Origin of the sequence: Comamonas sp. A23 (assembly GCF_004522605.1) — a bacterium.
GTDB lineage: Bacteria > Pseudomonadota > Gammaproteobacteria > Burkholderiales > Burkholderiaceae_C > Comamonas > Comamonas thiooxydans.
The window spans coordinates 259,581-273,530 of record NZ_RSDT01000003.1; the positions used below are offsets into that span (position 1 = coordinate 259,581).

13 protein-coding genes are annotated in these 13,950 nt (G+C 62.9%); 4 read left to right on the top strand and 9 right to left on the bottom strand.

Annotation, left to right across the window (positions count from 1 at the left end; translation table 11 throughout):
* Positions 1 to 43: 43 nt before the first annotated feature.
* Both EIC84_RS09475 and EIC84_RS09480 read left to right on the top strand, forming a co-directional pair.
* The gene (locus EIC84_RS09475; protein WP_003068679.1) at positions 44 to 751 is read left to right on the top strand and encodes a TetR/AcrR family transcriptional regulator; all 708 of its coding nucleotides are present in this window, start codon (positions 44 to 46) and stop codon (positions 749 to 751) included.
* Between the two features lie 20 nt (positions 752 to 771).
* Complete coding sequence (locus EIC84_RS09480; RefSeq protein ID WP_085960384.1) at positions 772 to 1,242, top strand: hypothetical protein; 471 nt, start codon at positions 772 to 774, stop codon at positions 1,240 to 1,242.
* 22 nt (positions 1,243 to 1,264) lie between these two features.
* Here the strand turns inward: EIC84_RS09480 and EIC84_RS09485 are convergent, their stop codons facing one another.
* The gene (locus EIC84_RS09485; RefSeq protein ID WP_003068683.1) at positions 1,265 to 2,299 is read right to left on the bottom strand and encodes a serine/threonine protein kinase; all 1,035 of its coding nucleotides are present in this window, start codon (positions 2,297 to 2,299) and stop codon (positions 1,265 to 1,267) included.
* Between the two features lie 178 nt (positions 2,300 to 2,477).
* Here EIC84_RS09485 and EIC84_RS09490 point away from each other — a divergent pair, with 178 nt between their 5' ends.
* Positions 2,478 to 3,143 (top strand): 2'-5' RNA ligase family protein, encoded by a 666-nt coding sequence (locus EIC84_RS09490; protein WP_003068686.1) that lies wholly within the window; start codon positions 2,478 to 2,480, stop codon positions 3,141 to 3,143.
* On the opposite strand, the gene EIC84_RS09495 is transcribed toward EIC84_RS09490, so the two are convergent.
* The 5 genes from EIC84_RS09495 to EIC84_RS09515 form a co-directional block, all read right to left on the bottom strand.
* Positions 3,140 to 3,556: an organic hydroperoxide resistance protein gene (locus tag EIC84_RS09495; RefSeq protein WP_003068688.1), complete on the bottom strand. Its 417-nt coding sequence runs from the start codon at positions 3,554 to 3,556 to the stop codon at positions 3,140 to 3,142. The two genes, EIC84_RS09490 and EIC84_RS09495, sit on opposite strands and share 4 nt — an antisense overlap.
* A 52-nt stretch (positions 3,557 to 3,608) precedes the next feature.
* A complete protein-coding gene (locus tag EIC84_RS09500; protein WP_003068690.1) occupies positions 3,609 to 4,082 on the bottom strand; it encodes a MarR family winged helix-turn-helix transcriptional regulator in 474 nt (157 codons plus the stop codon).
* A 154-nt stretch (positions 4,083 to 4,236) separates the two neighbouring features.
* Positions 4,237 to 5,562 carry a serine hydrolase gene (locus EIC84_RS09505; RefSeq protein WP_003068692.1) on the bottom strand — a complete coding sequence of 442 codons (1,326 nt, stop codon included), beginning with the start codon at positions 5,560 to 5,562 and terminating at the stop codon, positions 4,237 to 4,239.
* A 21-nt stretch (positions 5,563 to 5,583) separates the two neighbouring features.
* A complete protein-coding gene (locus tag EIC84_RS09510; RefSeq protein WP_003068694.1) occupies positions 5,584 to 6,399 on the bottom strand; it encodes a crotonase/enoyl-CoA hydratase family protein in 816 nt (271 codons plus the stop codon).
* A gap of 75 nt (positions 6,400 to 6,474) precedes the next feature.
* Positions 6,475 to 7,323 (bottom strand): 3-hydroxybutyryl-CoA dehydrogenase, encoded by an 849-nt coding sequence (locus tag EIC84_RS09515; protein ID WP_003068696.1) that lies wholly within the window; start codon positions 7,321 to 7,323, stop codon positions 6,475 to 6,477.
* A 195-nt stretch (positions 7,324 to 7,518) separates the two neighbouring features.
* On the opposite strand from EIC84_RS09515, the gene EIC84_RS09520 reads away from it, so the two are divergent.
* A complete protein-coding gene (locus tag EIC84_RS09520; RefSeq protein WP_003068698.1) occupies positions 7,519 to 9,111 on the top strand; it encodes a GMC family oxidoreductase in 1,593 nt (530 codons plus the stop codon).
* Between the two features lies 1 nt (position 9,112).
* Here the strand turns inward: EIC84_RS09520 and EIC84_RS09525 are convergent, their stop codons facing one another.
* From EIC84_RS09525 to EIC84_RS09535, 3 genes are read right to left on the bottom strand one after another with little or no spacing between them, the layout of a single operon-like run.
* Entirely contained in the window at positions 9,113 to 10,327 is a 1,215-nt protein-coding gene (locus EIC84_RS09525; protein ID WP_003068701.1) for a GGDEF domain-containing protein, read from the bottom strand.
* A gap of 9 nt (positions 10,328 to 10,336) precedes the next feature.
* Positions 10,337 to 11,788, bottom strand: a complete 1,452-nt coding sequence (locus EIC84_RS09530) for an AMP nucleosidase (protein WP_003068703.1) — start codon at positions 11,786 to 11,788, stop codon at positions 10,337 to 10,339.
* Positions 11,789 to 11,833: 45 nt separating this feature from the next.
* Positions 11,834 to 13,912 carry a bifunctional diguanylate cyclase/phosphodiesterase gene (locus EIC84_RS09535; protein ID WP_034362872.1) on the bottom strand — a complete coding sequence of 693 codons (2,079 nt, stop codon included), beginning with the start codon at positions 13,910 to 13,912 and terminating at the stop codon, positions 11,834 to 11,836.
* Between the last annotated feature and the right edge of the window lie 38 nt (positions 13,913 to 13,950).

A 13,950-nucleotide genomic window follows, 5' to 3' on the forward strand; every position in this document is an offset into this window, starting at 1 on the left:
CTAATTGGTCAATTTTATGAATTCTAGAAAAGGATTTCAGCGCATGGCGAATGGCGCAGCGGCTGCCCCTTGCGCAGACCCGGATATCGGCACCCAGGCAAAGCGTCAGCGGCGCACGCGTGGCCCTAGTCTCGACAAGACAGCGCAGACCCGTCAGCAGATTGCGGAGGCCGCACTGGCCGAGTTCGTGGAGTGTGGCGTGGCCCGCAGCACCATGGAGCGCATTGCCTGCCGCGCGCAGGTGGCCAAGGGCACGCTGTATCTCTACTACCCCTCCAAGGACGAGCTGCTGCGGGGTGTGGTGGAGCATGCGCTGCGGCACTCGGCCGTCTATCAGCCGCTCCGGCGCCGCAAGGGCGAAACGGTGCGCTCCTTACTGCGCCGCAGTCTGCTGCCGACGCTGGAGGCCGTGGACAGCAGCGAGCGTGGCATGCTGGCACGCCTGGTGCTCAGCGAGGCACGGCATGCGCCCGAGCTGGCCAGACTGTACAAAGAGCTGGCTTTTGATGCCTGGCAGAACTATGTGCAGGACTTGCTGGCGCTGGCCGTGAAAGAGGGTGAGCTCAAGACCCGCTCGGTCAGCCGCAGTGCCCAGTTGCTGGCCAGCCCGTTCTGGATGGCGCTGGTGCACAACAACCTGCTGGCCTCCGAGGGCTCGCAGAAACTGGCCCTCAAGCCGCTGGTCGAGCTACTGATTGATAACCTTTTTGCGGGCACGGCCGGTGACAATGCGGCTGTCAAACGTCAGTGAGAGTCAGTGAGATGAATTCCATGCCAGTCACCATCAAGCCCGGTCATCACAGAATCCTGAGCACGGTTTGCGCCGCTGCTCTGGTGCTGGCCTTGCCCGCCTGCGGCTCCGTCGGGGCCGGAGTGGGCGTCGGGATTCCGGTGGGGCCGTTTTCCGTGGGCGTGGGTCTGGGTAGCGGCGGTCTCAGCGCAGGCGTCGGCACGGGCGTCGGGCCTGTCGGTGTGGGCGTAGGCGTCAATCAGCGCGGGCAGGTGCTGGGAAGTGCTGGTGTCGGCGCTTCCACTGGTGTGGGCGGTGCCAGCGTGGGTGTCGGGGTGGGATCCTCCACCGTGCTGCATGATCCCAACCGCCCGCAGGCACCGCAGGCACCGCAGGCACCGCAGGCGCAGCCCGCGCCGCCGCCGGCCCCCGCGCAGAGCAGCGATGCCGTGCAATGGCGCGATGCACGCGGGCAGCTCGTGCCCGAATGCCGCTTGCAGGGGCGCTGCTAGCTCTTTGCAGGTATGGACCGCCCTAGGCGTAGAGTGGCTCCTGCTGCATGGCTTCGATCTGTTCGTTCAGCATGTCTACCTGGCTCTGCCAGTAGTCTGTGCTGCCGAACCAGGGGAAGTTGATGGCAAAGATCGGGTCCTGCCAGCGGCGCGCCAGCCAGGCGCTGTAATGCAGCAGGCGCAGGGTGCGCAGCGGCTCGATCAGTGCCAGCTCGCGCCGGTCGAAGCTGCGGAACTGTTCATAGCCTTCGAGCAGGGCCGACAGCTGCTGGGTCTGCTGGCCCCGGTCGCCCGAGAGCAGCATCCACAGATCCTGCACGGCAGGACCGCTGCGTGCATCGTCCAGATCGACAAAATGCGGGCCGCCGTGGCCTTCGTCATCCAGCGGCGTCCAGAGAATGTTTCCCGGGTGGCAGTCGCCATGCAGGCGAATTTGCGTTGCAGAATGCAAGCCAAAATGGCCTGCGGCGCTTAATCCGTCAGCGGATGGTGCTATTAATGAGAGAGCTTTGTCGCAAGCCTGCTGCCAGCGGCTGCGCACTTCGAGCGCCACGACCTCATGTTCGAGCAGGTAGTGCATGGATTCGTAGCCAAAGCTTTTCAGGTTCAGCGCCGGGCGATGGGTGAAGGGCTGGGCGGCACCCACGGTGTGGATGCGGGCCAGAAAGCGGCCTGTCCATTCCAGCACCTCCCAGTCGTCCAGCTCGGGGCGGCGCCCGCCGCGCCAGGGACTGATGCTGAACAGAAAGCCCGCATGCTCATGCACGGTCTGCCCTTGCAGCACCAGCGGCGCAACCACGGGAACTTCCCCGTCCGCCAACTCCTGGGAGAAGGCGTGCTCTTCCTCGATCTGGGTGCGGCTCCAGCGGCCGGGGCGGTAGAACTTGGCGACGACCTTGTCGCCCTCGTCCTGGTGGGCCAGATAGACGCGGTTTTCATAGGAGCTCAGCGCCGTCAGCCGCCCGTCCGGCACAAGGCCCGTGCTGCACAGCGCATCGATCACGCAGTCCGGCGTGAGGTCTGCATAAGGGTGAGATGGGTCTTGGGTATCGCTCATCGCAGTATTGTCAGGCTCAAACAGGCTCTTGCGAACCGGACGGCATAGCGCATGCGTCGGCAAAATTGCTTTTGATTTGATAGCTGCTGCCTGATTCTCAGGTTGATGTTGACGGCCGGAAATCCCTGGGAAACCGAGCGGGTGCCGCGCATGTAGCCGAAGCTGGCACACTGCCCGCATGCAAGAGAGCGAAGAACTTTCACAGCCCTGCGAGGACCGGGATTTTGCCGAGTGGCACAAAGGCTGCCCCTGGTGCGCCGTCTGGGTGGTGATGCTGCAAGGCCCTGACCTGGAGTCCTTGCTGCAGCAGGCCAGATCCAGACTCGGTGATGCCCTGTTGCCGCGCCATGCGCGCCAGCCGCATATCACGCTGGCCTATAGGGGGCTGTGCAGGGGCGGGGACAGGCATGAGGCGCGGGAATATGACCGGCTGGCGCTGCGCGCCGATGTCGCCATGCTGCAAAGCCTGCGGCTGCGCCCTTTTGCCGTGCAAGTCGCGGGGGCTGGCAGCTTCACCACCGTGCCTTATCTGGGCGTCGGCCGGGGGCAGGAATGCTTGCAGCGCCTGCATAAGGCGCTGGTGCCCATGGAGCCCGCGCCGGGCTGGCGCTATGTACCCCATGTGACCCTGGGCCACTATGCGAGACGGCTGCCACTGCGAGAGGCTGTGGACAAGTTGCTGGCACTGATCCAGGACTTGCCGGTCTTCGAGGTAAGGGTGTTGGCGCTGGCCCGCTATGCGGCGGCCGATATTGCCGGGCCGCTGACGCTTGAAGGCATCTTCGAACTGGGCACCGGGCGCTATGTTGCAGCGCCCGGTGCCCTGTGGCCTGAGCCGCTTTAGGCGATGGTCAGCGTCACGTCGATATTGCCGCGCGTGGCGTTGGAGTAGGGGCAGACCTTGTGAGCGGCGTCCACCAGTTGCTGGGCCGCAGCCTTGTCCATGCCGGGCAGGCTGATCTTCATGCGCACGGCGATGCCGAACACTTCGCCCACGGGGCCCAGATCGACTTCTGCGTCTACCGACAGGTCGGCAGGCAGGGTCAGCTTCTGGCGAGCGGCCACGGCCTTCATGGCGCCGATAAAGCACGCGGAGTAACCGGCAGCAAACAGCTGCTCGGGATTGGTGCCCTTGCCGGCGCCGCCGGGCGAGCTCAGCTGGATGTCCAGACGGCCATCATCGGTGCGCGAAGCGCCTTCGCGGCCGCCGGTGGTGTGGGCGTGGGCGGTGTAGAGAACCTTGTCGAGTTGGGCCATGGTGTCTTCCTTTGCGAGATTGCCCGGCAATGCGGGCGGGTGGAGGAAATCGTCAGGAGTGGCTGCGGCGCGGTGCCAGCCGTGCGCGCAGTGTGCCGAGCTGGCCCGTGAGAGCCTGCAGTTCGGGCAGGGTGCACTGCGTGCTCCGAAGCACGCAGGCAGGTATTTTTTCGGCTTCGGCGCGCAGTGCCCGGCCGGTATCCGTGAGGGCGATGCGCACGCGACGTTCGTCCTGTGCATCGCGCTGGCGTGCCAGCAGGCCTGCGCTCTCCAGTCGCTTGAGCAAGGGCGTCAGCGTGCCTGAATCCAGGTAAAGACGTTCGCCCAGTTCCGAGACCGTGAGCTGGTCGCCTTCCCAGAGCACCAGCATGACCAGATACTGAGGGTAAGTCAGGCCTATGGCATCCAGCAAGGGTTTGTAGAGCTTGGTCATGGCCAGCGATGCCGAGTACAGCGCAAAGCAGACCTGATTGTCCAGGCGCAGCAGCTCGGAGCCGTCGGGGAGAAGGTCGTCATCGGATCGCATGGGTTGAATTATTGCAGACAATTAAATTGTATGCAATTTAATTTGCAGATCACCAAACCGCAGGAGACAGTGCAGAGGTCTGGTGCAATGCAAACAGGCTCCGTGAGCGGAGCCTGTCGCGGCTGAGGCTGTCTCGTGCCTAGCGGGCAAGTGCCTAACGGGTGGTCAGTGCATCGGCCAGCGCCTGGTACATGGGCAGGCTGGTCGGGTCTATGCCCGCATTGCCAGCAATCGGGTGGGAGGCGTAGCGCACCACCACCATCTGGGCCTTGGGGTCGATGTAGATGGCCTGACCGTGAATGCCGCGCGCCATATAGGCCCCGTTGGGGTTGTGCGAGACCCACCACATATTGCGATACGACCAGCCGGGCAGCGTGGCATAACCGGCCTTCACGAACTTGGCCGGGTCGGCGCCGCGGCGGATGTCCTGGACCACGGCCCTGGGCAGCACCTGCTGGCCGCTGGCGGCGCGGCCTTCGTTGCGCATCAGCTCGCCGAAGCGGGCCAGGTCGCGCAGCGTGGTGTTGAGCCCGCCGCCGCCCGATTCCGTACCTATGCGATCCACCATGAAGTAGGCGTCCTGCTCGGCTCCGATGCGGCTCCAGATGCGTTCGGACAGCAGCTGGGCCAGAGGCTTGCCGCTGGCGCGGCGCACGATCCAGGCCAGGACTTCGGCGTTGGCCGTCTTGTAGGCAAAGCCCTGGTCATGCTCGCCCTCTTTTTGCAGGGTCTGCAGAAATTCGTAGAAGCTCCTGGGGCCGGCATAGTCCTTGCCCTGGGGCATCATGCCGCCGGCACGGGCGTAGTCCCAGACTTCGGCCTTGGGGTCGGCGTAGTTCTCGGAGTATTTCACGCCGATCGTCATATCCATCACCTGGCGCACCGTGGCGTCGCCATAGGCGGTGTTCTTCATCTCGGGCAGATAGTCGGTCACCGGTGCCTCGGGCTTGATGAGCCCCTCGTGGGCCAGCAAGGCGGCCAGGGTACCGACAAAGGACTTTGTGACCGACATGGCCAGGTGCGGGCGCTGCGGCTCCAGTGCGCCAAGATATTTCTCATAGATCACGCGGCCCTTGTGCATGACCAGAATGCCATCGGTGTAGTTGCGATCCAGTGCCTGGACAAAGCTCAGTTCCTCGCCCGTGCCCATGACCTTGAAGCGCACCTGCTCGATGTCGACCGGAGCCGAGCGCAGGGCGCTGGGTGCTCCGGGACCGCGCCACACATTGGCAGTGGGCGTGATTTCGCGGATATGCGAGAAGGTCCAGCGATTGCGTGGAAAGGTATTGCCCAGGGGGTTGTCGAAGGTGATGAGCTTGTCGGCAGCGGGCGGAAAGCCCTGCATCCAGCCCATGGCCTGCACGCTGGTGCTGGCCGGGTCGGGCAACGCGGGCGCGGCAGCCTGTGCATAGACTACAGAAACCATAGCTGTCAGCGCAAGTGGCACAAGCGCTTTGCGCGAAAAAGACTTCAAGCTCATCATCACCTCTTGGACTTGGGGTTAACGACCGGTAAAACGGGCTGGGCGTTTCTCGATAAAGGAGCGCACGCCTTCGGCGGCGTCCTCACTGTTGGCTAGGCGCTGCTGCACGGGGATGAAATCGGCCACGGCGGCGGCCTGGCCCAGCTCTATGGCCTTGAGGACATTGAGGCGCGTGGCCACCACGGCCTGCGGCGCCTGGGCGGCAATGCGCTTGGCAATGCGAAAAGCTTCGTCCAGTTCCTGGCCTGCAGGCACCACTTTTTGCACAAAGTGGCAGCGCAGGGCTTCGGCTGCATCGAAGGCGTCGCCGGTCAGCAGATGCAGCATGGCATTGCCCACGCCGGCGCGCTCGGGCATGCGCAGCGTGGCGCCGCCCGTGGGCATGATGCAGCGCTGTACTTCCATCTGTGCAAAGCGGCTGCTGTCGGCTGCGACGACGATATCGGCGCCCAGCATCAGCTCTATGCCGACGGTAAAGCAGATGCCCTTGACGGCTGCGACCATGGGCTTGGTGCGGCGGCGGTAGCCGGGCAGGCCATAGTCATGAGGCTCCACGAGACCTGCAGGGATGACCTTCTGGCCGCTTTTCATGAACTCGGCGATGACAGGCAGATCCAGTCCCGCCGTGAAATGTTCGCCGAAAGCATGGAGCAGGCCCACGCGCAATTCTGGCTCGTCGTCGAGCCGGGTATAGGCCTCTGCCAGTTGCTGGAACATGGCCGGCGTCCAGCCATTGCGCTTGGCTGGGCGGTTGATGCCTATCAGCAGCACATGGCCGCGGACTTCACAAGAAATGCAGCCCTCGGGCGGAGGGCTGGGATGGTCGATTTGCATGGCAGGTCTCCTGCTGCAACCTTAGACGGCTGTCGCAGCCGCCGCAGTCGCGCACAAGACCTGGAGGCCGGCGATTTAGTAGGTGTAAACACCCTGGCCGGTCTTGCGGCCCAGACGACCGGCAGCCACCATTTCGCGCAGCAGGAAGCAGGGGCGGTACTTGCTGTCGCCGAATTCCTTGAGGTAGACCTCCATCACGGCCAGGCAGACGTCCAGACCGATCATGTCGGCCAGGGCCAGCGGGCCAATCGGCTGGTTGCAGCCCAGCTTCATTCCGGCGTCGATGTCCTCGGCCGAGGCCGTGCCTTCGCTGAGCACCTGGAAGGCCTCGTTGATCATGGGCACCAGAATGCGGTTGACCACAAAGCCGGGAGCGTTCTTGACGGTGATGGGCGACTTGCCCAGTTTTTCCGACAGGGCCTTGACGGCATCGTGGGTGGCGTCGCTGGTCTGCAGGCCGCGGATGATCTCCACCAGGGCCATCATGGGCACGGGGTTGAAGAAATGCATGCCGATGAACTTGTCGGCACGCTGCGTGGCAGCTGCCAGCTGGGTGATGGAGATGGACGAGGTGTTGGTGGCAACGATCACGTCCTGTGCCAGCAGGGTATCGAGCTGCTTGAGGATCTTGACCTTGAGCTCGTAGTTCTCGGTGGCGGCTTCGATCACCAGCTGGGCCGACTTCAGATCGTCGTAGCTGGTCGAGGTCTTGATGCGTGCCAGCGCTGCGTTCTTGTCGGCTTCGCTGATCTTTTCCTTCTTGATCAGGCGGTCCAGGCTGCCGGCCACGGTGGCCAGGCCTTTTTGCACGGCGGCCTCGGAGATGTCCACCATCACCACGTCGATGCCAGACACGGCGCAAGCCTGCGCGATGCCGTTGCCCATGGTGCCGGCGCCGATGATGCCTACGGTTTGGATTGCCATTTTTTGTCTCCATTCAGATAAGTGCGTTTGAACGGGAAAATGTTATCCCGGTTCTGACCGGGTTTGACCCTAGTCGGGCATGGTTAGGGTGTTAAGAGTCATCACGATGACAGTATTTTTTCTGCACGACCGTGTTTTTCCGCGTTTCGCCGCTGCAGACCTCTGGTCAGAATTTGCGGCAAAAGGAGTGCGGACATGCGTGACTATCTGGTAGTGGGAGGCGGCTCCGCTGGTGCGGTGCTGGCAGCCAGGCTCAGCGAGAACTCGCAGGTCAGCGTGACCTTGCTGGAGGCCGGTGGCGAAGACAAAAGCGTGCTCATCCACTGCCCGGCAGGGCTGGCGCTGATGGCCAAGCAGAAAAACTTCAACTGGGCCATGAGCACAGTGCCGCAGGCCGGCCTCAATGGTCGGCGGGGCTACCAGCCGCGCGGCAAGGTGCTGGGCGGCTCCAGCTCCATCAATGCCATGATCTATCTGCGCGGCCAGCCCGCGGACTACGAATATTGGAGCGCTCAGGGCAATCCAGGCTGGGGCTGGAGCGATGTTCTGCCCTATTTTCTGAAGGCCGAATGCAATACGCGTGGCGCGGATGCGCTGCATGGTGCCAGCGGCCCTTTGCATGTCAGCGATCTCTGCGACCCGAACCCGCTGGCCCAGGCCTTTGTGCGCGCGGGCGTGCAGGCCGGTCATGCGCACAACCTCGACTTCAACGGCACTGCTCAGGAGGGCGTGGGTCTGTATCAGGTCACGCATCACAAGGGCGAGCGCTGCAGTGCCGCCAAGGCTTATCTGACACCGGTGCGAGGCAGCAGGCCCAATCTGGAAATCCTGACCGGTGTGCAGGTGCTGCGGGTGCTGATGGAAGGTCGCCGAGCTGTCGGAGTGGAGTATGTGCAGGGTGGTCAGACCCGGCAGCTGCGCTGCCGGCGCGAGGTCTTGCTTTGTGCGGGGGCGCTGCAGTCGCCGCAGCTGCTGATGCTCTCTGGCATAGGGCCGGGCGAGCACCTGCAGCAAACAGGCGTTGATGTCGTGCATCACCTTCCCGGTGTGGGCGAGCATTTGCATGACCACCCCGATGTGGTGCAGGTGGTGGACGGCCCGCAGATGACGGACAGCTTTGGCCTGTCGTTTGCCGGCCTCAGGAATGTCTGGCAGGGCATGGGACGCTGGCGCAATGAGCGCCGGGGCATGCTGACCAGCAACTTTGCCGAGGCCGGCGGCTTTGTCCGCAGCGGGCCGCAGGAGCGTGCACCCGATCTGCAGCTGCATTTTGTGGTGGGCAAGCTGGTCGACCACGGTCGCAAGACGGTGCTGGGTCACGGTTATTCCTGCCATGTCTGTCTGCTGCAGCCAAGGAGCCGGGGCAGCGTGAAGCTGGCCTCTGCCGATGCCAGAGCCATGCCGCTCATAGACCCTGCCTTCTTTGCCGAGGCCGACGATATGCAGCGCCTGGTGCGCGGCGTACGCCGCATGCGCGAAATTCTCGGGCAGCCTGCGCTGGCCCGTTTCGAGGGGCGGGAGCTGGAGTATTCGGCACAGGCGCGCAGCGATGCGGAGATCGAGCAGTTCATCCGCAATTACGCCGACACCATCTATCACCCTGTGGGAAGCTGTCGCATGGGGCCTGGCGTGAAGGATGTGGTCGATGCACGCTTGCGGGTGCATGGCGTGCAAGGGCTGCGCGTGGTCGACGCATCGGTCATGCCGCGCATCGTGAGCGGCAATACGAATGCGCCGACCATCATGATCGCCGAGAAGGCGGCAGATCTGATCAAGGCCGAGTGCTGACTCAGGCCAGCGGAGCCAAGTCGGAGGGGGCATGATCCTCGCCGGGCGGAGGCGTCAGAGTGGTGCATTCCACCCTTCCCCGGCCCTGATTCTTGGCATGTTGCAGGGCGGTGCCGGCATGGCTGGCCAGCTCGTTGAGGCTCAGGCTCTTCCAGGCTGAGGGGACCAGGGCACAACCCGCACTGAAGTCCAGATCCATCTGCAGTTCGTACTGCGCGCCGATCTGGAATGCGGACTGGATGCGGGTCAGCAGCGACCTGGCACCCAATTGATCGGCGTGAATCAGCAGGCAAAAGGATTCACCCTGCCATCTGGCCACGACCTCGTCGCCGCGCATCTGCTTTCGCAGAGTGCGTGACATGAGCTGCAGCGCCGCGTCTCCGGCCTGATAGCCATGGCGGCTGTTGACCCGGGAAAAGTGATCCATGTCGATCAGAATCAAGGCCAGCGGCAGGCCTTCGCGTCGAGCTCTGTTCAGCATGAAGCGGGCCTGGTTCTTGATGGCCTGGCGCAGCGGCAGGCCGGTCAGGCTGTCTTCTGGTGCGTTTGCGGATCGCTGGCGGACTTCTTCGTCACGGCAGGCCATCAGGATCGATACGAAAAGAATGGCGGAACCCATGGGGATCAGCCACGAAAGCAGCATATGTGGGCTGGGTTCCTCTGCAAAGCTGCGCAGCCAGGGAGCGTTCAAGGTGAAGTAGCCGCGTATGAGCAGAATGCTTGCGATGCAAAGGCCAGCACCCAATAGCAGATAACGCCAGGCCGTGGCCGAGTTGGTTTGAGGCGATAAGGTCAGGCAGACCAGAGTGACAAGGCTCAAGCCGTAGCTGATATTGAACCAGGCCAACCGGTAGGGCTTGCTCTCGATCAGAACCAGCACGCCCGCAAGTGTCAGCAGGCACAGAACGGCCAGGGAGCGGGTGAGTATCTTGTTGCGAGGTCCAAGCCAACCCTTGAGTGCTTTATGCAGCTGCCACAGTGCGCCGGTTGCAGCAGCGGCACTGGATATCGACAGCAGCGCATTCCATGTGAAGGGGAGTACATGCCCGGCGCAGAAGACGAGCAACCAGGCCAGCCCCTGCAAAAGCAGGAATTGCTGAGCATTTCTGGTCGCGCGGCTCATTTGCTGACCCATAAACCATGGCAGTGCAAAAGCGACCGTCATCAAATTGACGGCCACCATCAATGTCATGGAAAACGGGTCGGTTTCCGGCATGGCTGGGCTTTACTGGAAGGCCACTTCGTCAAAGCTGCGCAGCTTGCGGCTGTGCAGGCGGTCGGAGCCGCCTTCGCGCAGTATGTCGACGGCACGCATGCCGATGCGCAGGTGCTGGTCCACACGCTCTCGATAGAAATGGTTGGCCATGCCAGGCAGCTTGATTTCGCCGTGCAGCGGCTTGTCGCTCACGCACAGCAAGGTGCCATAGGGCACGCGGAAGCGGAAGCCGTTGGCGGCAATGGTGGCCGACTCCATATCCAGCGCCACGGCTCGACTCTGGCTGAAGCGGCGCTGGGGCAGGTTGTCGGGCAGCAGTTCCCAGTTGCGGTTGTCGGTGCTGGCCACGGTACCGGTGCGCATGATGCGCTTGAGATCGGCACGCTCCATCTGGGTCACATCGGCCACGGCCTGCTGCAGCGCGACCTGGATTTCGGCCAGCGCAGGAATCGGCACCCATAGAGGAAGCTCTTCGTCCAGCACATGGTCTTCACGCACATAGGCGTGGGCCAGCACATAGTCGCCCAGCTGCTGGCTGTTGCGCAGGCCTGCGCAATGGCCCAGCATCATCCAGGCATGGGGGCGCAGCACGGCGATGTGGTCGGTGATGGTCTTGGCATTGGCCGGGCCCACTCCGATATTGACCATGGTGATGCCGCTGTTGTCCGCGCGCACCAGGTGGTATCCCGGCATCTGCGGCAGGCGCGGCGGCGCCGTGCCGAGTTCGTCGACGGCTTCTGCAGGCAGGCCTGCGCGGCGGGTCACCACATTGCCGGGTTCGACAAAGGCAATGTATTCGCTGTCCTCCTTGGCCATTTCGGCGTGGCCCAGGCGGATGAATTCGTCGATATAGAACTGGTAGTTGGTGAACAGCACGAAGTTCTGAAACCAGTCGGGGGCCGTGCCTGTGTAGTGGCGCAGGCGGTGCAGCGAGTAATCCACGCGCGGGGCGGTGAACAGCGACAGAGGCAGGGCCTCGCCTGCCGCCGCGCGCCAGGTGCCGTTGGCGATGCCGTCGTCCATGGATTCCAGATCGGGCAGATCGAACACATCGCGCATCAGCATGCGGCGCTCTGGCGAGAGAGAGCCTTCGATATGGTCGTTGTCGGCGAACGAGAAATGAATCGGGATGGGGTTGTCGCTGAGGCCCACTTCGATGGGGACCTGGTGGTGCAGGATCAGCAGGCGCAGTTGCTCGCCGAAGTAGCTGGCAAACAGGTCGGGCCGGGTCAGCGTGGCCTCGTAGGTGCCCGGGCCTTCCACAAAGCCGTAGGTCAGCTTGGTATCGGCTTGCGCCACCGTGGTGGTCTTGATGCGTACGAACGGGTAGTAGGCATGAATGGGCGCGGCCGGAGTTTCACCCGCCACGAAACGCTGCATGGCAGCTCGCAGATGATCGATTTGCTCGCGGTACAGCTGCTGCACATGGGCCAATGCCTGAGGGGCATCCGTATGAAACATGCTGCTGCTTTTATGAGAGGGTGTCGGTGTATTCGAGGCCATGCACTATTGTCTTTGTAGCAGTTGACAGTGTTGCGACATCCATGCCGAAGCCTGCTCGGCAGATAATGGCGCTGACACGAGAAACCCTTGCATCATGGCACAGCCCATCTCCCTCAGAAGTTGCAGCTGTTCAGTGCTTTCCACACCCTCGGCCAGAATCTCCAGATGCAGGCTACGGCCCATCTGCACGATGGCATTGACAATGGCGGCCGCATCAGGGTTGTGGGGCAGATCGGTCACGAATGAGCGGTCGATCTTGAGTCGGTCTATGGGGTGCTTGCGCAGATAGGCAAGAGACGAGTAGCCGGTACCGAAATCGTCGATTGCCAGTCCCACGCCCAGTGCCTTGAGGGCATGCAGAGTCTGCTGCATCTGATTGCCCGAGAGCATCAGCGTGGTTTCTGTGACCTCGATGTGCAGATAGCAGGCGTCCAGCCCCGTGTCGGCCAGTGCCTGCGCCACTTCCTTGACTACATCGCGCTGGCGGAATTCCTGTGCCGACAGGTTGACGGCCACGGGGATGGCGGGAAAGCCTTGTTGCTGCCAGGCACGGGCTTGACGACAGGCCTGATAGAGCACCCAGCGGTCCACGGCCGCGATCAACCCCCGGTTTTCAGCAAAGCCGATGAACTCGTCGGGCGAGACTAGGCCGCGGTGCGGGTGCTTCCAGCGCACCAGGGCTTCAAAGCCTGAAAGCTCGCCGGTCTGCATGAGGGTCTGCGGCTGGTAATGCAGCTCGAACTCACCGCGTTCCACGGCGTTGCGCAGCATTTGCTCCTGCATCAGCATGCGTGTGGCCCGGCTTTCGAGTGCAGGAGTGTAGAACTGGGAGAAGCTGCGGCCGCGACTCTTGGCCATCTGCATGGCGGCCTCGGCATTGCTCAGCAGGGACGCCGGACACTTCCCGTCCTTGGGATACATGGCGATGCCGACACTCACGGAAATCACCAGTTGGGTACCCTCGATCAGATAGGGAGCCTCTGCTGTGGCCCGAAGTCGAGTCAGCAGGGCCTCGGTCTCCAGCAGGCCGGGGTTGTCGGGCAGCACGACCACGAAGTCGTCGCTGCCGGTGCGGGCCACGATGTCCTGAGCACCCACAGTGCTCCGGAGCCGCTTTGCAAGCTCGCACAGCAGCAGATCCCCTGCCTGATGACTGAGCGAATCGTTCACCGCCTTGAACTGGTCCAGGTCCAGTGACAGCACCGCCAGTCGTGATTGCTCGCCGGCAGCCCTGGCGATGGCATCGGCCAGCAAATGGTTGAGACGCGCTCGGTTGGGCAGATGTGTCAGCAGGTCATGCTGGGTCAGATAGTCCATGTGCTGCCGGGTCTGAAGGCTTGCGGTCAGGTCGCGCAGCAGGACGATGCGATGCCTGTCCTTTTCTCCAGGCATGGTGCAGGCCTCTATCTCTACGGGGATTAGCTGGCCGTTCTTGTGCATGATCACGGACTCGAGGCGATCTTCTCGCTCGCTGCGCATGTTCTGCAGCGCCCGCAGGCGCGCTTCAGGTGCCACGTAATCGAGAACCGGCGTGCCGCGCAGTTCGCCAAGCGAGTAGCCAACCAGCCGGGCCAGTGCGTCATTGCCGTCCGTGATGATGCCGTCACGATGCAGCACGATGGCCTCGGTGGTGATGGCAGCGAACTTGCGCATGCGCTCTTCGCTGTCGCGTATCTGCTGTGTCGCCAGATGGTGGTGGCTGACATCGGTCATCAGCGCCACAACGCCCTTGAGTACGCCTTTTTCCTCGTGAGGGCGCAGCACTGCCTCGATGTGCTGCAGCCGGCCAATTTCGTTTTCGACCTGGCGGGTGTAGCGCAGCGTCTGAGTGTTGTCGACGGCCACGGAGTCCAGATAAGGTTCGATCTGTGTCCAGACCAGCTCGCCCACAATGTCACGCACATCCATGCCCACTATGGTTTGCATGGTGTGGCCAAAGTGCTCTGCATAGCGCGCGTTGGCAAAACGACAGGCGCGTGTGTCGGCATCAAAATAAGCCAGCATAGCGGGCGCTGTATCGGCCACCAGTCGAAGAATGGCGTCCTCATCCCTCGGTTGCTGTGCTATCAACGTATCAGGCATGCGCCTCCCTTTTTTCTGGGAGTATTTATATAGGAATC